This is a genomic window from Streptomyces sp. BK340, from assembly GCF_007827595.1.
Classification (GTDB): domain Bacteria; phylum Actinomycetota; class Actinomycetes; order Streptomycetales; family Streptomycetaceae; genus Streptomyces.
In genome coordinates this window covers 120,899-141,108 of record NZ_VISR01000031.1, presented here as the reverse complement: position 1 = coordinate 141,108, position 20,210 = coordinate 120,899, and the positions used below count along the sequence as shown (strand labels likewise).

Below are 20,210 nucleotides of genomic sequence, written 5' to 3'. Positions count from 1 at the left end.
CACCCCCCAGGTCATACGTTCGACAGGGGGGACCAGCCATGCCGGGTCCGGAGGCCAGCGGCCCTCTTGCAGGACCGCGAAGAACATAACGGGGGGAGCGGCTCGCCGGGTACAAGGAGGTGCTCGCCGAGGCGGGCTTCGAGGTGGACGAGCGGCTGATCGTCTCCGGCGACTACAGCCGGGCCGGCGGTGAGGCGGGCGCGGAGCGGCTGCCGGCGCAGGCCACCGACCTGGACGCCGTGTTCGTGGCCTCCGACCTGATGGCCCAGGGCGTGCCGGCGGTGCTGCAGCGGGCGGGCAAGCGGGTGCCGCAGGACATCGCCGTGGGCGGTACGACTCCCCCGCGGCGACCGCCGTCACTCCGGCACTGACCACCATCCGCCGGCCGCGGGACCGGATCAGCTCCGAGATGGTGCGGGTGCTGCTCGCCCAGATCGGCGGCGAGGATCCGGCCGCGGTGATCCTCCCGACGGAACCGGTGCGCCGCGAGTCGACCTGAGGACGCCCGGGCCGGTCACCGCCGGCCCGGTCTGACCAGCCCCGTCTCATAGGCGAGGACGACCGCCTGGGCGCGGTCGCGCAGCCCCAGCTTGGCGAAGATCCGGGCCACGTGGGACTTGACCGTGGCCTCGCTGAGGGTCAGCTCGGCGGCCAGTTCGGTGTTGGACAGGCCGCGTCCCATCAGGGTCAGCACCTCCCGCTCGCGGGGTGTGAGAGCGGCCAGGTCGGCGGGGACGGTCTCGGCCGTCCGCTCGGCCTCGGCCGCGTACCGCTCCACCAGGCGCCGGGTGATCTGCGGCGCCAGCAGGGCGTCGCCGGTGCCGACGAGTCGCACGGCCGCCGCCAGGTGTTCCGGCGTGACGTCCTTCAGCAGGAAGCCGCTGGCCCCGAGCGACAGTGCCGTGTACACGTACCGGTCCAGGTCGAAGGTGGTCAGCATCAGCACCCGGCAGTCCGGGGTCTGCTCCAGGATGAGCCGGGTGGCCTCCAGGCCGTCCATGGCCGGCATCCGGATGTCCATGAGCACGACGTCCGGGGAGAGTTCACGGGCGGCGGCGACCGCCTCGATGCCGTCGGCGGCCTCGCCGACCACGTCGATGCCCCGGGCGGTGAGGATCAGCCGGAAGCCGGTCCGGATGAGCGTCTGGTCGTCGGCGATCAGGACGCGGGGCGCGCCCTGGGGCGCCTGCTCCGTCACGGGCGGTCCAGGGGTATGCGGGCGCGGACGCGGTAGCCACCGCCGAGTCTGCGCCGGGCGTCCAGGTCCCCGCCGTAGACGGCGACCCGCTCGCGCAGTCCGAGCAGACCGCGCCCGGTGCCCGCACCGTGCGGCTTCGGCACGGCCGGTGCGGTGCCGGTCAGCACGCTGAGGCCGGTGTTGAGTACCTCGACGCGCAGGGCGTGGTCGGCGTAGCGCACGGACACCTCCGCCTTGCCGCCGTCGCCGTGCCGGAGCGCATTGGTCAGGGCCTCCTGGATGATGCGGTAGGCAGTCACGTCGACTCCCTGGGGCAGGGGGCGCGGCTCGCCCGAGATGCGGACCTCGACGGGGAGGCCGGCGAACGATATCCGGTCCACCAGGTGCCCGAGCCGGTCGAGGCCGGGCTGGGGGGCGAGCGGCGTGCCGGGGTCGTCGGCGCGGGCCGGGCCCGGGTCGGTGTCCTCGCCGTTCTGCGCAGGCGCCAGCAGCCCCAGCAGGTGTCTGAGGTCGGTCATCGCGCCCCGCCCGGCGTCCTCGACGGCGCGCAGGGCGGTCGCGGCCTCGTCGGGCATGGTGCCGAGCACCTCGCGGGCGGCGCTCGCCTGGACGACCATGAGGCTGACGTTGTGGCTGACGATGTCGTGCAACTCACGTGCGATCCGGTCGCGTTCGGCCGCGATCGCGGCCTCGGCGGCACTCTCCCGCTCCCGCTCCAGCAGCCACCCCCGCTCCCCGACCGCGGTCTGCCACCGGCGCCGGGTGCGCACCAGCGCGGCCGCCAGCACCAGGACGGCCGCGCACGCCGGCGCGAGCGCCGCCGCCAACACGTCGTACTCCCCCATGGCCCAACTCTCGCAGACGGCACCGACATCCGCATCGACCTGTGGATTCAGGGCCGTGCATCCCTGGGATGAGTCCCGCCGCCGGGTGCCATCCACGGAGGGATGCCCCGGTCCCCTTCGGCCCTCTAGCGTCCTGTCCATGGTCACTGAGGTGAGAACGGGAGACACCGTCGTACGGCTCGACGGGGTGCACAAGGAGTACGGCGAGACGGTCGCCCTCGGCGGGGTCTCGCTGGAGATCCGGGCCGGGGAGGCGGTCGCGGTGATGGGGCCCTCGGGATGCGGCAAGTCCACGCTGCTCAACATGATCGCCGGTCTCGACCGGCCGTCGTCCGGCACCGTCGTCGTACACGGCGAGAACGTCGGGGAGTTGAGCGAGAAGGGGCTCGCGCTGTACCGGCGGCGCCGGATCGGCATGATCTTCCAATTCTTCAACCTCATCGACGACCTGTCGGCCCTCGACAATGTGGCGCTGGCCGGCCAGTTGACCGGCACACCGGCCCGGCAGGCCCGGCGGCGGGCCCTGGAGCTGTTCGGGGAACTCGGCATCGCCGACCGGCGCAACGCCTACCCGGCGGTGCTCAGCGGAGGTGAGCGGCAACGGGTCGCGGTGGCAAGGGCGTTGATGAACCGGCCCGCGCTGCTGCTGGCCGACGAGCCGACCGGCGCGCTGGACAGCAGGGCCGGGGAGCAGGTGATGGACCTGCTGCTGGACCTGAACCAGATCGGCCAGACCCTGATCATCGTGACGCACGACCGGCATCTCGCGCGGCGCTGCGCGAGCCGGCTGGTGGAGGTCGCCGACGGCCGGGTGACCGGCGAGCACACCCTGGAGCCGTCCGCATGAGGGCGGTGTGGAAGGCCGCACGGGCGGCCGTACGCCGGCGGAGACTTCAGACGCTGGTCATCTGGCTGGTCACGCTCGTGTCGACGGGGTCGATCGTGGTCGCGCTGGGCCTGGTGGACGCGGCGTCCGCGCCCTTCGACCACGCTTTCGGAAAGCAGCGCGGGCCGCACGTCATCGCCGCGTTCGACCCGGCCGGGGTGTCGGACGCGCAACTGGCCCACGCGGCCCGGCGGCCCGCGGTCGAAGCGGCGGCCGGACCGTTCCGGCAGGCCTCGTTGGACCTTCCGCGCGATGCCGGCAACTTCGGTCTCGGCGGTGAGGTCACGGTGGTGGGGCGTTCCGGTCCCGGCGGTCCGGTGGACCGGGTGAACGTGTGGGCGGGCCGGTGGCCCACCCGGCCCGGGGAGATCGTCCTGAACCGGCAGTCCGACTGGACCGCCGACGACTTGGGCAAGAAGGTCCGCCTGCCGTCGGGGCGCACGCTGACGATCGTCGGGTTCGGCTTCGACCTGAGCCACACCGCGGACGCCTGGGTCGCCCCGGACCAGATCGCGGCCCTGCACCCGACGGGCACCCAGATGCTGTTCCGGTTCCGGGACGCGTCGTCGGAGCGTGCGTTGCGCGCGGGCATGGCCCAGGTGACCGAGGAGCTGCCGAAGAGCGCGCTCGCCGGGTCGGAGACGTATCTGGCGCTGAAGCACCGGGTCGGCAGCGTCGCGCGCGCCTACGCGCCGTACCTGATGGCCTTCGGTGTCCTGGGCATCCTGGTGGCCGTGCTGATCGTCGCCAACGTGGTCGGCGGGGCGGTGGTCTCCGGGTTCCGGCACATCGGCATCCTCAAGGCGCTGGGGTTCTCGCCGGGTCAGGTGCTGGGCGTCTACCTCGTGATGATCTCCGTACCGTCCGTCCTCGGCTGTGCGCTCGGCACACTCGCGGGCAACCTGCTGGCGCACCCCTTCTTCGGGTTCGTGTTCACCGGGCCGAACGCGGGAGTGCTGCACGACAGCGTCGGTATCGCGCCATGGGTGAACGCGCTCGCCCTGCTCGGCATGCCGCTCGTGTGCGTGCTGGCCGCGCTGGGGCCCTCGATGCGGGCGCGGCGGATGTCGGCGGCGCGGGCGATCAGTGCCGGAAGCGCGCCGCGTGCCGGACGGGCGCTCGGCCTCCAGCGGCGCCTGGCGGGTGCCCGGTTGCCCCGGTCGGTGAGCCTCGGTGTGGGGCTGCCGTTCGCCCGTCCGGCGCGCAGCGCGCTCACGCTGGCCGCCGTGGCCCTCGGCGTGACGACGGTGACGTTCGCGACGGGTCTGACGACGACGCTGACCGGCTTCGGGGGTGCGGGACAGCACGCGTTCGACGTCACCGTGTACGTCGGCAACCTCCGGCACGGCAAGGAGGTGCGGCCGGTGCACGGCGACCGGCAGCTCCAGGCGATGCTGGAGTCGCTGCCGGGAGCGGCCCGGGTCACGGCGCGGTCTGACGACGAAGCGCTCCTCGTCGGCTCCACCCAGGTGGTCATGTTCGAGGGCCGGCGCGGGGACGTGCCGCTGGACAGCGTCCTGGTCCGGGGCCGCTGGACGCACCGCACCGGGGAGGTCGTGGCCGGCACGGCGTTCCTGCACCGGACCGGCACACACGTCGGCGATCGTCTGCGGCTGCGCAAGGGCGGCCGCGAGGAGCGGCTGACCATCGTCGGCGAGACCATGCTGGACAACGACCGGCTGGTCGTCGGCGCCTGGCCGACGGTCACGGCCCTGATCCCGGACGCGAAGCCCATCGCCTACCACGTCAGACTCCGCGAGGGCGCCGACCAGCAGGCGTACGCGCGCGCGGTGCGGGCGGCCGACCCGGGTCTGTCCCTCCAGCTGAGCGGTCCGAACAACGTCACGCGCACCATCGTCGGCTCCGCGACCGCGCTCACCCTGATGCTCGCCCTGGTCGCCTCGCTCGGCGTGTTCAACACGGCGGTCCTCAACACCCACGACCGGCGCCGCGACCTCGGCATGCTCAAGTCGATCGGCATGACCCCGCGCCAGGTCACGGTGATGACGGTGACATCCATGGCGATGCTCGGCGCGGTGGGCTCCCTGCTCGGGATCCCGCTGGGGATCGTCGGCTACGAGCTGGTGGTGCCGCGGATGGCGGCGGCGATCGACATCACCCTCCCGTCGTACCTGACGGACGTCTGGCACGCCCCGACGCTGGCCGTTCTGGCTCTGGCGGGGCTCGTGATCGCGGTCCTCGGCGCGTTCGTCCCGGCCCGGCGGGCGGCCCGTCTGACCGTCGCGGAGGTGCTGCGCAGCGAGTGACCACGCCGGCCCCGGGGAGCCCGCCGCCGCAACCGGTCAGGATCGGAGAAGCGGCGCGGGGCTCCCCCGCCCTAGCGTGAGAGCACCGACGGAAACCCGTCGGGCCACGCACCTCGAAGGAGTGAGTTCCATGACCGCCGGCCTGCAGACGATCATCTACCCCGTCAAGGACAAGGACCGGTCCAAGGCCCTGTTCACCGCCCTGCTGGGCGTCGAGCCGTACGTCGACGAGCCCTACTACGTCGGTTTCAAGGCCGCCGGACAGGATGTCGGCCTCGACCCGAGCGGGCACGCGCAGGGGCTGACCGGGCCGGTGCCGTTCTGGCATGTGGCCGATCTGCGGGAGCGGCTCGCCGCGCTGCTGGAGGCGGGCGCGGAACTGCTCCAGGACGTGCGGGACGTCGGCAACGGCAGGCTGATCGCCTCGGTGAAGGACCCCGACGGCAACCTGGTGGGGCTGCTCCAGGACCCGTCCGCCTGAGGCCCGTACGAGTGCTTGCGCCCGCACTAGTTGCACACTCAACAATTGGCCGGATCGGTGCTACGGTGCGGGTATGGCAGTCACGACGGCCGACAGCCGGCTCGAGGAGCGGTGGCGGGACATCCTCACGCTCCACGCGCACACGATGTGCGAGATCGACCGTGCCCTGCACCCGCACGGGCTGGGCGCGAGCGACTTCGAGGTGCTGGACATCCTCGCCACCGCGGCGCCCGGGGAGGGCGACCAGTGCCGGGTGCAGAACCTGGTCGGACGGGTCCATCTCAGCCAGAGCGCGCTGTCCCGGCTGATCGGCCGTCTGGCGAAGGAGGGCCTGGTGGAGCGCTCGGTGTGCGCGGAGGACCGGCGCGGGGTGTGGGTCGCGCTCACGGCCAAGGGCCGCGCCCTGTACGCCGAGGTACTGCCGCTCCAGCGGGCGGTGCTGGAGCGGATGCTGACCGAGCGGGCCGGCTAGAGCGTCAGCTCCGCCCCGTCCGGCAGGACCTCCACCCCGTGTTCGGCCACGCGCGCGCGTGCCCGTGAGGAGGGGTCCAGCAGCGGGTTGGTGTTGTTGAGGTGGGTGTAGATCCGGCGTGCGCCCGGATGGCGGGCCAGGGCCTCCAGCGAGCCGTCCGGGCCCGTGACCGGCAGGTGTCCCATGGCCGCCTGCCCGGCACCGGTCCGCACCGCGCCGCCCATCTCGTCGGCCGCGAAGAAGGTGCCGTCCAGCAGCACGCAGTCGGCCGACGCGCACAGCTCGTCCAGCACGGAGCTCCAGGCCCCGACACAGGGCGCGTACACCAGCACTCCCCCGCTGGCCAGGTCCTCGACGCGGTACGCCGTCACCCACGGGCCGCCGGTCTCGGGCGCCTGTGCCGGTACGTACTTCGGGATCTTGGTGCCCACCGGATGGGCCGTGACGACCAGTCCACCGGACAGCACGAAGCCGCCGTCGGCCAGGCTGTCGGCCCACTCCCAGGCGGCGTAGCGGTCCAGGGCGGCGCGGGCGGGTGTGAGGACGGCGCGGACCGGCGGGGCCGCGTAGACCTTCAGGCCCGCAGCTCCGCGCAGTTCGGCCAGACCGGTGACGTGGTCCGCCTCAGCGTCGGTGAGCAGTACCCCGCGCAGCGGGGTGTCGCGGGGGCCGGGGCCGGGCCGCAGGGCTGGGGCGGCGGTGAGCTGGGTGCGCAGATCGGGCGACGCGTTGAGCAGCCACCAGTCCCGGCCGTTTCCGGTGACGGCGGCGCACTCCTGGCTCCGGGAGGGCAGTGTCCCCTCGCGGGCGGCCTCGCACAGCGCGCAGGCGCAGTTCCACTGCGGGAAGCCGCCTCCGGCGGCGGTGCCCAGCAGGACGACCCTCACGACGATCGGCTCCTTCGCGTACGGCGGACCTTCCGGTGGGATCTTCCCGCCGGAGGGCGGGGTGACTACTCGGAGACGGGGGGCAGTTCCGGCCGTCCGTCATCGGGCCGGCGGTCCATGGGGCGCTGCGGCGGAATGGGCCCGCCCGGGAAGTCGCGGGGGCCGGTCCACAGGGCGGGCACCGCGTCGCAGCGGCGGCACAGCTCGTACGCGACCGCCTCGTAGTTGACCCGCCAGCCCTGGAAGTGCGGCCAGGCATTCTTCGGGCTGCGTTCCGCACGGAAACCGGCCGCGTCCAGCATGGCCACCGCCTCGGCGAACTCCTCGAAGGTCAGCTGGATCGGGCTGCCCGGCGAAGGGTCGGGGTCGAAGCGGATGCGCACCACGCGGGCGATGTCGCGCAGGGCGGTGAAGCCGGCGCGCAGCACCAGACGGGCCTCCGGCGGGGCGAGCCGCGGGTCGAGCGCGAGCTGCAGGGCGGCCGCGTCCATGACGGCGATGAGCCCGACCAGCCAGCTGCGGTGCGGGCGCGGGGAGCGGAAGGTCAGCAGGGTCGGGTACGTGGAGTGGCTCTCGCCCATGTCCGAGGCGAGGCGCTCCCAGGCCCGGTACAGGTCGGGCAGCGCGGTCTCGGTCTCCACCAGCCACTGCCGGGCGAGGATCTCCGGGCCCCAGGCGGGCTCGCCGGCCCGTGCCTGGAGCAGGGTGACCTCCAGCTCACGACGGTTGTAGGCGGCGTACAGGGTGGGCAGGTAGGCGATCTGGAGGGCGATCAGGACGGGTCCGGTGGCCGCGGCCATGAAGTCGAGCACGGACAGTTTCAGCCGGGCGCCGCTCGCGAAACCGAGCGTGAACAGGCTGGATCCCGCCTCGCGGAAGGCGGTCGCCCAGGACAGCGGGGACGCCGCGTACAGCAGGAGGCCGTAGCCGAGCAGGGCCCCGCCGAGCCAGGTGACGAGCATGCCGATCAGCATCAGCGGGGCGAGCCAGGTCTGGGCGCGGTCGATGGCCTGGTAGCCGCCGCGCGCGGCGGTGAGCCCGAGGAGCCTGCGCAGCAGCCACCACAGGCGGAACACCAGCATGGAGTAGAGGCCTCGGGGGACTACGAGGGTGCGGACGATGCTGGTCAGGACCAGCACCAGGACCAGTCCGCCGGCAGCTCCGGAGATCCATTGCATGCCGTCATTTTGGCCTCTGAGCGGGTGGGCTCTCGGTGCGTTCGCGAGTGCGGTGCGTCGTGGTCCGTCGCGCCGGCGCGGCCGAGCCGCACATCGACACGGCCCCGCGCCCCTTACGTCGGCTTGCGCTTCACCGTGCCAGAAGGGTCCGTACTCCGTGCGAGGTGAGGGTCAGGCCGTGGGTCGAGTTGCCGTCTATGGCCAGGGAGAGGTCGTCGTCGGGCCAGTGGGCGGCGAGTGTGCCGAGGGGGATCAGGTGGTAGCGGGAGACGAAGGGAAGCAGATCCGTCATCGCTCCCTCCGAGGTGAACACGGGGACGACGGGATCGCCCCCGGCCTGTTCCAGTATGGGCAGGGCGATCGTCGAGCCGTTGCCGTCGCCGTCCACCGCGTCGTCCGGCACGGGGACGAGCACCTCGCTGTGGGCGAGGGTGTCCAGGGCGGCTTGGTCCTCGGCGTTCACGGCCAGCGCGTCCAGCGCCTGCTGGGCCGGCGTCGGAAGGGCGTCGTGTGCGGGTGTTTCCATGGCAGATCCCCAGATAGCGGCGGTTGTACGGCCACGCACGGGCCGGCGCCCGGGCGTGCTCCGCTCGCGTACCCCGTGCGGCCCGGGGCATGCGTGAGGATTGCGCGGAGGGCGGGTACATGCCGTGGCAGGTCAGCCGAAGGCGATTGTCGGCCGGCAGTGGTCGGGGTCGAGCAGGCCGGCGACGTGCGCGACGAAGGAGCCGTCGGCCGCCCGGTCGGCGCTCCGCGTGTCGAGCGGCAGTCCCCCGGTGCCCGCGGCAGCAGCTCCCCCTCGCGGGCCGGCGCGCAGGACGGCCGAGCAGGTCGTCCGGCGGGCGGCCACCGCCGCGGATCTCCCGCATGGGGATCCGGCTGATCCGCCGGTGCTTGAGCGGGACGCCGGTCAGGGGCGGGCCCCGGCGAGCAGGTCGTCGACGGTGGTGACCCGGATGAGCGGCCGGTAGAGGTCCAGCACGTGCAGGGTCCTGGCGTGGGAGGCGTCGTCCACGCCCGCGCAGGCGTCCGCGACCACCAGGACCTCCGTGCCGGCGTCGGCCGCGGCCAGGGCCGTGGACAGCACACAGCAGTCGGTGCTGACGCCCGCCAGCACCAGGCGGCCCTCCGGGCCGACCCGCTCGGCGAGTTCCGGGGTCCACTTGCCGAAGGTGGTGGCGTCCAGGACATGGCCCATGTGGCCGGCGAACTCGTCCGCCAGTTCCCACAGTTCGGCGTCCGGCGGCTGGAGGGCGAACGGCCAGCGGGCGTAGTAGGCGCGCCAGGCTCCGGTCGGCTGCCCGGGGGCCAGGAAGCGGGTGAAGGCGACACGGTCGCCGAAGGCCGGCAGCAGGCGTCGTACGCCCGCGGCCGCGTCGGCGAAACGGGGAGCGGCCCAGGGGCTCGCGGGGTCGGCGAAGACGCGCTGCATGTCGATGACGGCCAGCAGACCGGGGGCGGAGGTCATGCGCTGTGCACCCCCTCGCCCGGCGACGGGCTCGGCGCGTCGGCCTCCTGCTCGCGCACCCGGCCCCGGCCCCGCAGCAGGGTGCCGAGGAAGGCGAGCGCGAGGGCGGCCAGAACGCCCAGGTTGGCGTACGCCCAGGCACCGGCCCTCCCGCCGAGCCCGAGCGGCTCCAGGAGGTAGCCCTGCCAGGTCAGCCAGCTCGCGGAGGTGTTGGTGACCAGGCCCCAGCCGACAGCGGTGGCGCCGAGCGTGAGCAGCAGCGGCAGCAGGGGGACGTCGCCGTAGCGGCCGTGCGGGCGGTACAGGTCGTTCTCGTCGTAGTCGCGGCGGCGCAGCGCGAGGTCGGCGAGCATGACGCCGCACCAGGCGGCGACGGGCACGCCGAGCGTGGTCAGGAAGCCCATGAACTGGGCGAGGAAGCTGTCGGCGAAGAAGACGATGTAGACGGAGCCCGCGATCATCAGGATGCCGTCGAAGAGGGCGGCCAGATGGCGGGGCACACGCACGCCCGCGGAGAGCAGGGCCAGGCCGGAGGAGTAGATGTCGAGGACGGCGCCGCCCACCAGGCCGAGGACGGCGACCACCGCGAACGGCACCAGGAACCAGGTCGGCAGGATCGTGGTCAGCGCACCGATCGGGTCGGCCGCGATCGCCTTGCTCAGCGTCTCGGAGGAACCGGCCAGCAGGAGGCCGAAGACGAGGAGCAGCAGCGGGGCGGCGGAGGCTCCGAAGGTGGTCCAGCCGATGACACCCCGGCCGGCCGAACTGCGGGGCAGGTAGCGGGAGTAGTCGGCTGCGGCGTTGACCCAGCCGAGCCCGAAGCCGGTCATCATGAACACCAGCGCGCCGGTGAACTGCTGGGCGGAGCCTGCCGGGATCGCGCTGACCGTGCTCCAGTGGATGTGGTCGGCGACCAGGCCGACGTAGCCGACGGTGAGCACGCCCGTGATCACGGTGATCCAGGTCTGCAGACGCATGATCAGGTCGAAGCCCATGACCCCGCCGACCACGGTCAGCGCGGCCACCACGACGAGCGCGACCACCTCGGTCTCCGTGCCGCCGCCCCAGCCGAGCCGGCTGAAGACGGTGGCGGTGGCCATGGTGGCGAGGGCGGTGAGGACGGTCTCCCAGCCGACGGTGAGCAGCCAGGAGATCACGGACGGCAGCCGGTTGCCGCGCACGCCGTAGGCGGCCCGGCTGAGCACCATCGTGGGCGCCGAACCGCGTTTGCCTGCGACCGCGATGAAGCCGCAGAGCAGGAAGGAGACGACGATGCCCAGCACGCCGGCGGCGAGGGCCTGCCCGAAGGAGGTGCCGAAGCCGAGGGCGAAGGCGCCGTAACTGAGGCCGAGGACCGAGACGTTCGCACCGAACCAGGGCCAGAACAGCGTGCGTGGGGTGCCCTTGCGCTCAGCGTCCCCGATCACGTCGAGTCCGTGCGTCTCCAACTGGATCTGCCGGCCGGTGGATCTGCTGTCGGGGGAGTCCTGCGGATGCGTCATCGCCGATCAACCTGTCCCTACCTGTCCAGACGTGCCCAGCCGAGGCCAACCGATGCGTCAGGCCGGATTCCGCAGGGTCGTACGAAGCTGTTCGAAGGCGGTGGGCCGGGGCCGGTCCGGCAGGAAGTCGCGGATGCGCAGGGCGCATTCCTGCGGGGAGAGCCGGCTGGTGTCCACGTCGAGGTCGTGGACTGCGTGCGAGTGCACCTGCCCGTACTGCATGGCGGCCAGCCCCGGCTGCCGGTCGCCCCGCTCGCGCTCCCGGCGTTCCAGCTCGGGCAGCGGGCAGCGCACCCCGATCAGGACGGTGTCCTCGGGCACGAGCAGGTCGAGGAGGTCGAGCAGCCGCCAGCGGCGGGAGAGCGGATGGTTCACGACCACGTTGTTGCCGCCCGCGGCCATCCCGGCGACGGCGCGGTGGAAGCCCTTGGCGGTGCGGTCGATCTCGGCCTGGAGGTCCTCGTCGGCGATGGGATTGTCGCAGCGCATGGCGTGGAACGCGTCGACGGGCAGGTGGAACCACGTGCCGTCGAGCAGGTCGAGGAGCGCCCGGGCGATGCTGGACTTGCCTGAGCTGGACGTGCCGTTGAGCAGGATGACCGTGCCCCCGGCGGGGGTGTCGGGGATGCGTGCGTGGTCCGGGTCGGCCGTGACCCGAGCCGCCTCGGTCGCCATGGTGTGGTCCTTCCGTCCGCGGAGGTCCTGAGCCGGTGTGGCTTCGCGATCATCGCATGGGGCCGCTCCGGAACCCGAGGGGATTTCGGCCACGGTCGGCTGAAGTCGGGCCGGGCGACGGGGAGTCGGGTTCGGGCAGGGGGCGGAACAGGAGCCGGCTCAGCGCCGGCATGAGGATCAGGGGTGCCAGCGCGGTCCGCAGGGAGGACGCGTCGGCGAGGTGGCCGATGAGAGGGCCGGCCGGACCGCCGATGCTGCCGTCAGGCCGAGGGTGATCCCGCCGGCGGTGCCCTCCCGCGAGGGAAGGCAGTCCTGGCCGAGCGTCACCTGGAGCGAGAACGGCACGTACAGACCGGCCGAGGTCAGCGCCACGAACAGGTACAGGGCGGGGCCCGGTACGAACACCACGCCCGCGACCGCCGCGACCGAGACCAGGTACGACCGGCGGGCAGCCGTCACCCTGCCCCAGCGGCCGGCCGGCGCGCCGCCGAGCAGGGAGCCCACCGCGCCGCCGAGGCAGAGCACGCGTCTTCCGGCGGACGTTCGGCCACACACCGGGTTCCCACCCGACGGGCTGACGGACGCGGCCCGGTCCAGCCCCGGCCGGACATTCATCAACTCACCTTCCTCACCACTTACTTCACCTCTTGACGAAAGCAGGTCCAGACCTTTAGGTTCCCGGGCGCCCCCACACAGCCAAGGAGTGGACTCCTCCATGCCGACTTCCAGCCGCAGACGGTCCCGCTTCACGATCGGCTTCGTGCTCGCCGCCGTCCTCGCCGCGCTGTTCACCGCCGCTCCAGCCCAGGCCGCCGACGGCGCGATCACCGGACTCGCCGGAAAGTGCGTCGACGTGGCGGGTGCCAACAGTGCCAACGGCACCGCCGTACAGCTCTACGACTGCAACGGAACCGGCGCCCAGATCTGGTCCGACCCCGGGGACGGAACCCTGCGGGCGCTCGGCAAGTGTCTGGACGTGACCGACCGCAGCACCGCGGACGGCGCTTCCGTCCAGCTGTGGGACTGTTCGGGCGGCGCCAACCAGCAGTGGGTGGTGACCGCGGCGCACGACATCGTCAACCCGGCGGCCGACAAGTGCCTGGACGTGCGGGACAACAACAGCGCCAACAGCACCCGGCTGCAGATCTGGAGCTGCTCCGGCGGGGCGAACCAGAAGTGGAACGCGCCCGGGAGCGGTGGTGGCGGGGGCACCCCGTCCGGATTCGCGGCGAGCGAGGCGCAGTTCAACCAGATGTTCCCGAACCGGAACTCGTTCTACAGCTACAGCGGGCTGACCGCGGCCCTCAGCGCCTACCCCGGCTTCGCGAACACCGGCAGCGACACCGTGAGGAAGCAGGAGGCGGCCGCCTTCCTCGCCAACGTCAGCCACGAGACCGGCGGACTGGTGTACGTGGTGGAGCAGAACACCGCCAACTACCCCCACTACTGCGACTGGAGCCGGCCCTACGGCTGCCCCGCGGGACAGGCCGCCTACTACGGGCGCGGCCCGATCCAGCTCAGCTGGAACTTCAACTACAAGGCCGCCGGCGACGCGCTCGGCATCGATCTCCTCAACAACCCCTGGCAGGTGGAGAACAACGCCTCCGTCGCCTGGAAGACCGGCCTGTGGTACTGGAACACCCAGTCCGGACCGGGCAGCACGACCCCGCACAACGCGATGGTGGGCGGCGCCGGCTTCGGCCAGACCGTCCGCAGCATCAACGGCTCCCTCGAGTGCGACGGCAGGAACCCGGCGCAGGTGCAGAGCCGCGTCGACGCCTACCAGCGCTTCACCCAGATCCTCGGTGTCCCCGCGGGCGACAACCTGTACTGCTGACCCGAACCGCCCGGCAAGGAGCCGTCATGCGCAACCCGAACTCCCTGACCCAGGCCCTTCTCGGTGCCCTCGGCGCGCTGACGCTCGTCGTGGCCGTCCCGGCGAGCGCCCACGCGAACGTGCTGCAGCTGCTGCCGCAGAACGCCGACGGCCTGGAACAGACCTTCTCCCCCGCCTACGACTACGACGGCGACGGCTGCTACGCCACGGCCGCCATCGGAGCCGACGGCACCGTCAACCCCGGCCTGAAGCTCGGCGGCGACGTCAACGGGCACTGCCACGACTACGCGCAGCTGGCCAACGCCAACACCTACTCGCGCGAGAAGTGCAACAACGGCTGGTGCGCGGTGATGTACGCCAGCTACTTCGAGAAGGACCAGGCGACGCTCGGCCCGGCGGCCATCGGCCACACGCACGACTGGGAGCACGTCGTGGTGTGGATCAAGGACAACGAGGTGCAGTACGTGTCCGTGTCCCAGCACACGAGCTACCAGGTGGCCGCCCGCTCCTCGGTCCGCTTCGACGGCACGCACCCGAAGATCGTCTACCACAAGGACGGGGTGTCCACCCACGACTTCCGCTTCGCCAACACCAACGACGAGCCCCCGGAGAACGTGACCGGCGGCTGGTACTTCCCCCGTCTGGTGGGCTGGAACGGCTACCCGGCGGGCTACCGCGACAAGCTCCTGAGCGCCGGCTTCGGCGCCGCCACCATCAAGATCAAGGACGGTGACTTCCAGTACGCCCTGGCGCACTCCATGCCGTCCGGGATCCCCTTCGACCCCGGCGCCTGACGGCTCCTTCGCTCCGGGAACCGGCGGCGCGCAAGCGATTACCCTGGTCGTCGTGCCTGTCTCCCGTCTGCGCCGCGTCGCCGTTCTCGTGCTCGAGGGCGCGAAACCGCTGGACGTCGGCATTCCGGCACAGGTGTTCACGACCCGCGCGAGCATGCCGTACGAGGTGCGGGTGTGCGGCGCGGCGCCCGGTCTCGTGGCCGGCGGCGACGGCCTGTCGTACCACGCCGCCCACGGTCTCGACGCGCTCGGATGGGCCGACATCGTGTTCATCCCCGGCTACCGGTTCCCGGACCGCGAAGACCCGCCGCAGGCCGTCGTCGAGGGCCTGATCGCCGCCCACGACCGCGGTGCGCGGCTCGCCGCCATCTCGACGGGCGCCTTCGCGCTCGCCGCCACCGGACTGCTCGACGGCAAGCGCGCCACGACGCACTGGCACTACGCACGCGCGCTCGCGGCGAAGCATCCGCTCGTCCAGGTCGACGAGAACGTGCTGTTCGTCGACGAGGGCAGCGTGCTGACGTCGGCCGGGGCCGCCTCCGGACTCGACCTGTGCCTGCACATGCTGCGCGGCGACCTCGGTGTGGCCGCCTCGAACCACGCGGCCCGGCGCCTGGTCGCGGCCCCCTACCGCAGCGGCGGTCAGGCGCAGTACGTGCCGCGCAGCGTGCCCGAGCCCCTCGGCGAGCGGTTCGCCGCCACCCGCGAGTGGGCCCTGCACCGGCTCGCCGAGCCGCTCACCCTGGAGGCGCTCGCCCGGCACGCGGCCGTCTCGCCGCGCACCTTCTCCCGGCGCTTCGCGGAGGACACGGGGTACACGCCCATGCAGTGGGTCATGCGCGCCCGCATCGACCTGGCCCGTGAGCTGCTGGAACGTTCGGAACTGAGCGTGGAGAAGATCGCCGCCGATGTCGGTCTGGGCACCGGCGCGAATCTGCGGATGCACTTCCAGCGCATCCTCGGCACCACGCCGAGCGAATACCGACGCACCTTCACCAAGGGCGAGTAGTCGATCACCACCTGGCGCAATCCTTTCGAACCATGGCGATCGCGCCGCTGTCCCGGTCGGCCGCGTACCGAGACCCTGGTGGCGAACCGAAGGGACATGACTGATGACTCGCATCGCCATCAACGGATTCGGCCGCATCGGACGCAACGTGCTGCGCGCGCTGCTGGAGCGCGACAGCGATCTCGAGGTCGTCGCCGTCAACGACCTCACGGAGCCCGCCACGCTCGCCCGGCTGCTCGCCTACGACACGACGGCCGGCCGGCTCGGCCGCCCCGTGACCGTCGACGGGGACACCCTCGTCGTCGACGGCCGTCGCATCAAGGTGCTCGCCGAGCGCGACCCGGGCCGGCTGCCGTGGGCCGAACTCGGTGTCGACATCGCCCTGGAGTCGACCGGCCGCTTCACCTCGGCCAAGGCCGCCCGCGCCCACCTCGACGCGGGTGCGAAGAAGGTGCTCGTCAGCGCGCCGTCGGACGGCGCCGACGTCACGCTCGCGTTCGGCGTGAACACCGACGCGTACGACGCGGCCCTGCACACGGTCGTCTCGAACGCCTCGTGCACCACGAACGCGCTCGCTCCGCTGGCCGCGGTGCTCGACGACCTCGCCGGTATCGAGCACGGCTTCATGACCACGGTGCACGCCTACACGCAGGAGCAGAACCTGCAGGACGGTCCGCACCGTGACGCGCGCCGGGCCCGTGCCGCCGCGGTCAACATCGTGCCGACCACGACGGGTGCCGCGAAGGCGATCGGTCTCGTGCTGCCGAACCTCGACGGCAAGCTGTCGGGCGACTCGATCCGCGTGCCGGTTCCGGTCGGCTCGATCGTCGAGCTCAACACGACGGTATCCCGTGACGTGACCCGCGACGAGGTGCTGTCGGCGTACCGCACGGCGGCCGAGGGCCCGCTCGCCGGCGTCCTCGAGTACTCGGACGACCCGCTGGTGTCGGCCGACATCGTGGGCAACCCGGCCTCGTCGATCTTCGACTCGGCCCTCACCCGGGTCGACGGCCGCCACATCAAGGTGGTCGCCTGGTACGACAACGAGTGGGGCTTCTCGAACCGAGTGATCGACACGCTCGAACTGCTCGCCACCCGCTGACCCAGCCCCCAGGGCGGCCCCGCGTCCGGGGCCGCCCTTTTTCCTTTCGGCTTTCTCTCTCGACTTTCTCTCTCGGCTTTCCCTCCTCAGCCTTCTGTCCCGGCTTTCCTTCAGCCGGCTCCGCGCAGCACACGGGACAGCCCCAGTGCTGCCGTGCGCACCGCCGGAGCCAGTTGGGCCGGTCGGAAGCGTGAGCAGGGTACGGCCGCCGAGAGGGCGGCCACCGTCGCGTCGCCGGCGAAGACGGGGGCCGCGATGCGGCTCACTCCGAGCGCGGCCTCCCGCTCCTCGTACGCCAGGCCCGAGACCTGGATCTTCTTCGGACTGAGCGTCTCCCGCCACCGACACGATCATGGGCTCCTTCCCCGAGTCCGACTGGGCGTCGGCGGCGGCGCGAACGACACGTCCCTGGAGCTCGGCGGCTCCCTCGGCATCGCCGTCCTGGGCTCACTGCCGGCCACGGCCTGCAGGGACAGGCTGGGCGACCTGGCCGGCAGGCACCTCCCCGGCCGCCGCACTGGACGGCGCCGAGGAGTCCGTGTGGGCCGGACTCGCGGTCGCACGGCAGCGCGAAGACCCGGTCCGGCTGCCCCCAGCAGGCCCAGGCCCTGGTGGACGCGGTCCACGAGTCCTTCGCCCACGGTGTCGCACGGACCAGCCTCGTCGGCGGGATCATCATGGGCGCCGGCGCCGTGATCGTCCTGGCCGTCCTGCCCGGCCGCAAGGCCGCCGGGAAGGACCGTCAGGAGAACGCGGAGGAGGCCGACGCCTTTCCCGGCCGGAGGCCGGCGCCGACGGTTCGACCGGCCGGTCGGTGACGACAGCCATTCGGGTGATCCGCAACGCGCCCCCGTACTGCGGGGAGCCAGGGAACACAGGGCCGTCGGGCGTTCCGCGTCGAACGGCGGTCGATTTCGAAGTGGCAAGCTCACCATGGCCGACCGAAACTGAACCCGGCGGTTCGTGATCAGCAAGGAGAACTCGCCCGATCCAGACGTCTTCCAGGAGATCGCATGGTGGAGCAGTCCTCCGAGGTCCATATATCCGGGCCGGACGAAGCAGTCGCCGCCAGGCAGAACAGTTCCGGCCCGTCGAGAGCAGACACCGAGAAGAGGTTCGCGGAAGTGCTGGCCGACGTCTCGGACGTCGAACAGATTCCGGTCGACAGCCACTTCTTCACCGACCTCGGTGCCAACTCCTTGGTGATGGCCCAGTTCTGTGCGCGGGTCAGGAAAATACCGGACCTGCCGTCGGCGTCCATGAAGGACATCTACCGGCACCCCACGGTCCGGAGCCTCGCGGCGGCTCTCACGGAAGCCGCACCCGCACCCGCTCCCGCCGAGTCACCGGTCCCGGCCACACCGCCGGCGCCGCCTGCTCCGACGCGCAGGACGAGCCATGTGCTCTGCGGAACACTCCAGCTGCTGATCTTCCTGGTGTACTCCCTGGTCGCCGGATTCGTCGCGGCCCGGGGCTACGAATGGATCGCCGCCGGCTCGGGTCTGACCCACATCTATCTGCGGTCGCTGCTCTTCGGAGGCGCCGGGTTCGTGGCCATGTGCCTGTTCCCGGTGCTCGCCAAATGGATTCTCATCGGCCGCTGGAAACCGGCGGACATCCCGGTCTGGAGTCTGGCCTATCTGCGCTTCTGGTTCGTGAAGGTACTGCTCCACGGAAATCCGATGATTCTCTTCATCGGCAATCCGCTCTACGTGCTCTACCTCCGGGCCCTCGGCGCGCACATCGGCAAGGGAGTCACGATCCTCTCCCACTCCGTCCCGGTCTGCACCGACCTGCTCACCATCGGCGAGGGTACGGTCATCCGCAAGGATTCGTTCTTCCTCGGCTACCGGGCGCACGCGGGCCGTATCCAGACCGGGCGGGTCACCCTGGGCCGCGACGTGTTCATCGGCGAGAAGACCGTCCTCGACATCGACACGACGATGGGCGACGGAGCCCAGTTGGGTCACTCCTCCGCCCTGTACCGCGGTCAGGCGGTCCCGGACGGCGAACACTGGCACGGGACCCCGGGACAGCCCACGGAGATCGACTACGTCAGGGTCGCACCGGCCAAGTGCGGTACCGCGCGCCGGACCTGGTTCGGCCTCGTCAGCCTGCTCCAGTTGTTCCTCCTGTACATACCGGTCACCGTCGGCGGGTTGTACATGCTGTTCGTCCTGGTCCCGGCGATCGGCAAGCGACTCGGCCCGGACACGGCCTCGCTCACGTGGTCGGAAGTGCTCGACGACTCGCTGGTCCTGTCCCTGGTCCTGTTCCTCGGCTTCCTCGTCCTGGGCGTCGTCACCCTGTTCTCCCTGCCGCGCCTGGTGAGTGTGGCCGTCAAGCCCGACCGGGTCTATCCGCTCTACGGATTCCACTACGCGCTGCACCGGGCGACGGCACGCATGACGAACATCAAGTTCTTCAAGTGGCTCTTCGGTGACAGCTCCTACATCGTGTACTACCTCCGCGCTCTCGGATACGACCTGTCCCACGTCGAGCAGACCGGGTCGAACTTCGGTACCGAAGTGCAGCACGAGACCCCGTACCTGGTCTCCGTCGGCAGCGGAACGATGGTGGCCGACGGGCTCTCCATCGTGAACGCGGACTTCTCCAGCACGTCGTTCCGGGTGTCGCGGGCTTCGATCGGACCGCACAACTTCCTCGGGAACAACATCGCCTATCCCTCGGGCGGCAGGACGGGTGACAACTGTCTGCTCGCGACGAAGGTGATGATTCCCCTCGACGGTGAGGTCCGCGAGGGCGTGGGGCTGCTCGGCTCGCCCTGCTTCGAGATTCCCCGGTCGGTGGAGCGTGACTCGCGGTTCGACGACCTGAGGACCGGAGAAACGTTCCAGCACCGTCTCGCCGCCAAGAACCGCTACAACCTCCGCTCGATGGCCTTCCATCTGTTCGTGAGATGGGTGCACACCTTTGTGCTCACGGCGTTCGGGCTGGCCTCCGTCGACCTCTACGGCGTGCTCGGACACGTGGTGATCGCCACCTATCTGGCCATCACGCTCATGTTCTCCACCCTCTACTACGTCCTGCTGGAGCGCTGCCTCACCTCGTTCCGTGCGCTGCGCCCGCGGTTGTGCTCCATCTACGACCCCTACTTCTGGTGGCACGAGCGCCTGTGGAAGGTGCCGGACCACTACCTCAACATCTTCAACGGCACCCCGTTCAAGGCCCTGGTCTGGCGGCTGCTGGGCGTACGCATCGGCAGCCGGGTGTTCGACGACGGCTGCTACCTGACGGAACGGACGCTCGCCACCATCGGCGACGACTGCACCCTCAGCGTCGGGAGCAAGATCCAGTGCCACTCGCAGGAGGACGGCACCTTCAAGTCCGACGGCACCACGCTCGGCGCCGGCTGCACGCTGGGCGTCGCCGCCCATGTGCACTACGGCGTGACGATGGGTGACGGCGCCGTACTGGCGCCGGACTCCTTCCTCATGAAGGGCGAGGAGGTCCCCGCACACGCACGGTGGGGAGGCAACCCCGCCGTGGACATGCCGGATGCCGTCGAACAGCTCTGCGGCGGCGACCGGGCCACAGCACCTTCTTCGGCCGACGCCGCCGCGGCGTCCGTGAGTTGAGGGAGGTCAT

At 71.5% G+C, this 20,210-nt stretch carries 18 protein-coding genes and 4 pseudogenes; 11 read left to right on the top strand and 11 right to left on the bottom strand.

The features are described from left to right. Positions 1–95: 95 nt before the first annotated feature. Positions 96–499 (top strand): annotated as a pseudogene (locus tag FB157_RS38995) (LacI family DNA-binding transcriptional regulator); the annotation flags it as partial. A 15-nt stretch (positions 500–514) separates the two neighbouring features. On the opposite strand, the gene FB157_RS38990 reads toward FB157_RS38995, so the two are convergent. Together FB157_RS38990 and FB157_RS38985 are read right to left on the bottom strand one after the other, a co-directional pair. Next, positions 515–1,198, bottom strand: a complete 684-nt coding sequence (locus FB157_RS38990; protein ID WP_145885460.1) for a response regulator transcription factor — start codon at positions 1,196–1,198, stop codon at positions 515–517. Continuing rightward, positions 1,195–2,043, bottom strand: coding sequence for a sensor histidine kinase (locus FB157_RS38985; protein WP_145885459.1), 849 nt, complete (start codon positions 2,041–2,043; stop codon positions 1,195–1,197). The genes FB157_RS38990 and FB157_RS38985 overlap by 4 nt, the downstream gene beginning before the upstream one ends. A gap of 139 nt (positions 2,044–2,182) precedes the next feature. Between FB157_RS38985 and FB157_RS38980 the strand changes: the two genes are divergently transcribed. From FB157_RS38980 to FB157_RS38965, 4 genes are all read left to right on the top strand, one after another. After that, positions 2,183–2,890, top strand: coding sequence for an ABC transporter ATP-binding protein (locus tag FB157_RS38980; RefSeq protein WP_145885458.1), 708 nt, complete (start codon positions 2,183–2,185; stop codon positions 2,888–2,890). Next, positions 2,887–5,196, top strand: a complete 2,310-nt coding sequence (locus FB157_RS38975; protein ID WP_145885457.1) for an FtsX-like permease family protein — start codon at positions 2,887–2,889, stop codon at positions 5,194–5,196. The genes FB157_RS38980 and FB157_RS38975 overlap by 4 nt, the downstream gene beginning before the upstream one ends. 130 nt (positions 5,197–5,326) lie before the next feature. Next, positions 5,327–5,677, top strand: coding sequence for a VOC family protein (locus FB157_RS38970; protein ID WP_145885456.1), 351 nt, complete (start codon positions 5,327–5,329; stop codon positions 5,675–5,677). A gap of 73 nt (positions 5,678–5,750) precedes the next feature. Beyond that, positions 5,751–6,149 (top strand): MarR family winged helix-turn-helix transcriptional regulator, encoded by a 399-nt coding sequence (locus FB157_RS38965; protein WP_145885455.1) that lies wholly within the window; start codon positions 5,751–5,753, stop codon positions 6,147–6,149. On the opposite strand, the gene pqqB is transcribed toward FB157_RS38965, so the two are convergent. From pqqB to FB157_RS38925, 8 genes and pseudogenes are all read right to left on the bottom strand, one after another. Then, entirely contained in the window at positions 6,146–7,036 is an 891-nt protein-coding gene (pqqB, locus tag FB157_RS38960) for a pyrroloquinoline quinone biosynthesis protein PqqB (RefSeq protein WP_145885454.1), read from the bottom strand. The two genes, FB157_RS38965 and pqqB, sit on opposite strands and share 4 nt — an antisense overlap. A 65-nt stretch (positions 7,037–7,101) precedes the next feature. Beyond that, entirely contained in the window at positions 7,102–8,214 is a 1,113-nt protein-coding gene (locus FB157_RS38955) for a hypothetical protein (RefSeq protein WP_186581884.1), read from the bottom strand. Positions 8,215–8,344: 130 nt separating this feature from the next. Next, positions 8,345–8,740 carry an SseB family protein gene (locus FB157_RS38950; protein ID WP_145885453.1) on the bottom strand — a complete coding sequence of 132 codons (396 nt, stop codon included), beginning with the start codon at positions 8,738–8,740 and terminating at the stop codon, positions 8,345–8,347. A gap of 132 nt (positions 8,741–8,872) precedes the next feature. Then, positions 8,873–9,064 carry a hypothetical protein gene (locus FB157_RS38945; RefSeq protein ID WP_145885452.1) on the bottom strand — a complete coding sequence of 64 codons (192 nt, stop codon included), beginning with the start codon at positions 9,062–9,064 and terminating at the stop codon, positions 8,873–8,875. A 60-nt stretch (positions 9,065–9,124) separates the two neighbouring features. After that, the gene (locus tag FB157_RS38940) at positions 9,125–9,682 is read right to left on the bottom strand and encodes a cysteine hydrolase family protein (RefSeq protein ID WP_145885451.1); all 558 of its coding nucleotides are present in this window, start codon (positions 9,680–9,682) and stop codon (positions 9,125–9,127) included. Further along, positions 9,679–11,184 carry a cytosine permease gene (locus tag FB157_RS38935; protein ID WP_145885450.1) on the bottom strand — a complete coding sequence of 502 codons (1,506 nt, stop codon included), beginning with the start codon at positions 11,182–11,184 and terminating at the stop codon, positions 9,679–9,681. Before FB157_RS38935 ends, FB157_RS38940 begins: the two co-directional genes overlap by 4 nt. Positions 11,185–11,241: 57 nt before the next feature. Further along, entirely contained in the window at positions 11,242–11,859 is a 618-nt protein-coding gene (locus FB157_RS38930) for a phosphotransferase-like protein (RefSeq protein WP_145885449.1), read from the bottom strand. A 49-nt stretch (positions 11,860–11,908) separates the two neighbouring features. Further along, positions 11,909–12,408 (bottom strand): annotated as a pseudogene (locus FB157_RS38925) (MFS transporter); the annotation flags it as partial. 166 nt (positions 12,409–12,574) lie between these two features. On the opposite strand from FB157_RS38925, the gene FB157_RS38920 reads away from it, so the two are divergent. The 4 genes from FB157_RS38920 to gap all read left to right on the top strand — a co-directional run bounded on the left by FB157_RS38920 (position 12,575) and on the right by gap (position 16,601). Further along, positions 12,575–13,696 carry a chitinase gene (locus FB157_RS38920; protein ID WP_145885448.1) on the top strand — a complete coding sequence of 374 codons (1,122 nt, stop codon included), beginning with the start codon at positions 12,575–12,577 and terminating at the stop codon, positions 13,694–13,696. A 26-nt stretch (positions 13,697–13,722) separates the two neighbouring features. Then, positions 13,723–14,490: an NPP1 family protein gene (locus FB157_RS38915; protein WP_145885447.1), complete on the top strand. Its 768-nt coding sequence runs from the start codon at positions 13,723–13,725 to the stop codon at positions 14,488–14,490. A gap of 52 nt (positions 14,491–14,542) precedes the next feature. Continuing rightward, complete coding sequence (locus FB157_RS38910) at positions 14,543–15,499, top strand: GlxA family transcriptional regulator (protein ID WP_145885446.1); 957 nt, start codon at positions 14,543–14,545, stop codon at positions 15,497–15,499. A 103-nt stretch (positions 15,500–15,602) separates the two neighbouring features. Then, positions 15,603–16,601, top strand: a complete 999-nt coding sequence (gap, locus tag FB157_RS38905) for a type I glyceraldehyde-3-phosphate dehydrogenase (RefSeq protein WP_145885445.1) — start codon at positions 15,603–15,605, stop codon at positions 16,599–16,601. A 110-nt stretch (positions 16,602–16,711) separates the two neighbouring features. Here gap and FB157_RS38900 read toward each other — a convergent pair. Next, positions 16,712–16,921 (bottom strand): annotated as a pseudogene (locus FB157_RS38900) (IclR family transcriptional regulator C-terminal domain-containing protein); the annotation flags it as partial. 11 nt (positions 16,922–16,932) lie between these two features. On the opposite strand from FB157_RS38900, the pseudogene FB157_RS38895 reads away from it, so the two are divergent. Together FB157_RS38895 and FB157_RS38890 are read left to right on the top strand one after the other, a co-directional pair. Continuing rightward, a pseudogene (locus FB157_RS38895) lies at positions 16,933–17,419 on the top strand (MFS transporter); the annotation flags it as partial. Positions 17,420–17,614: 195 nt separating this feature from the next. Then, a complete protein-coding gene (locus FB157_RS38890) occupies positions 17,615–20,200 on the top strand; it encodes a Pls/PosA family non-ribosomal peptide synthetase (RefSeq protein ID WP_145885444.1) in 2,586 nt (861 codons plus the stop codon). Positions 20,201–20,210 lie beyond the last annotated feature (10 nt).

Coding starts and splice junctions, on each gene's coding strand:
- FB157_RS38985 (WP_145885459.1), bottom strand. CDS start 2,043: ATGGGGGAGTACGACGTGTTGGCGGCGGCGCTCGCGCCGGCGTGCGCG.
- FB157_RS38980 (WP_145885458.1), top strand. CDS start 2,183: ATGGTCACTGAGGTGAGAACGGGAGACACCGTCGTACGGCTCGACGGG.
- FB157_RS38975 (WP_145885457.1), top strand. CDS start 2,887: ATGAGGGCGGTGTGGAAGGCCGCACGGGCGGCCGTACGCCGGCGGAGA.
- FB157_RS38970 (WP_145885456.1), top strand. CDS start 5,327: ATGACCGCCGGCCTGCAGACGATCATCTACCCCGTCAAGGACAAGGAC.
- FB157_RS38965 (WP_145885455.1), top strand. CDS start 5,751: ATGGCAGTCACGACGGCCGACAGCCGGCTCGAGGAGCGGTGGCGGGAC.
- FB157_RS38955 (WP_186581884.1), bottom strand. CDS start 8,214: ATGCAATGGATCTCCGGAGCTGCCGGCGGACTGGTCCTGGTGCTGGTC.
- FB157_RS38950 (WP_145885453.1), bottom strand. CDS start 8,740: ATGGAAACACCCGCACACGACGCCCTTCCGACGCCGGCCCAGCAGGCG.
- FB157_RS38940 (WP_145885451.1), bottom strand. CDS start 9,682: ATGACCTCCGCCCCCGGTCTGCTGGCCGTCATCGACATGCAGCGCGTC.
- FB157_RS38935 (WP_145885450.1), bottom strand. CDS start 11,184: ATGACGCATCCGCAGGACTCCCCCGACAGCAGATCCACCGGCCGGCAG.
- FB157_RS38930 (WP_145885449.1), bottom strand. CDS start 11,859: ATGGCGACCGAGGCGGCTCGGGTCACGGCCGACCCGGACCACGCACGC.
- FB157_RS38920 (WP_145885448.1), top strand. CDS start 12,575: ATGCCGACTTCCAGCCGCAGACGGTCCCGCTTCACGATCGGCTTCGTG.
- FB157_RS38915 (WP_145885447.1), top strand. CDS start 13,723: ATGCGCAACCCGAACTCCCTGACCCAGGCCCTTCTCGGTGCCCTCGGC.
- gap (WP_145885445.1), top strand. CDS start 15,603: ATGACTCGCATCGCCATCAACGGATTCGGCCGCATCGGACGCAACGTG.
- FB157_RS38890 (WP_145885444.1), top strand. CDS start 17,615: ATGGTGGAGCAGTCCTCCGAGGTCCATATATCCGGGCCGGACGAAGCA.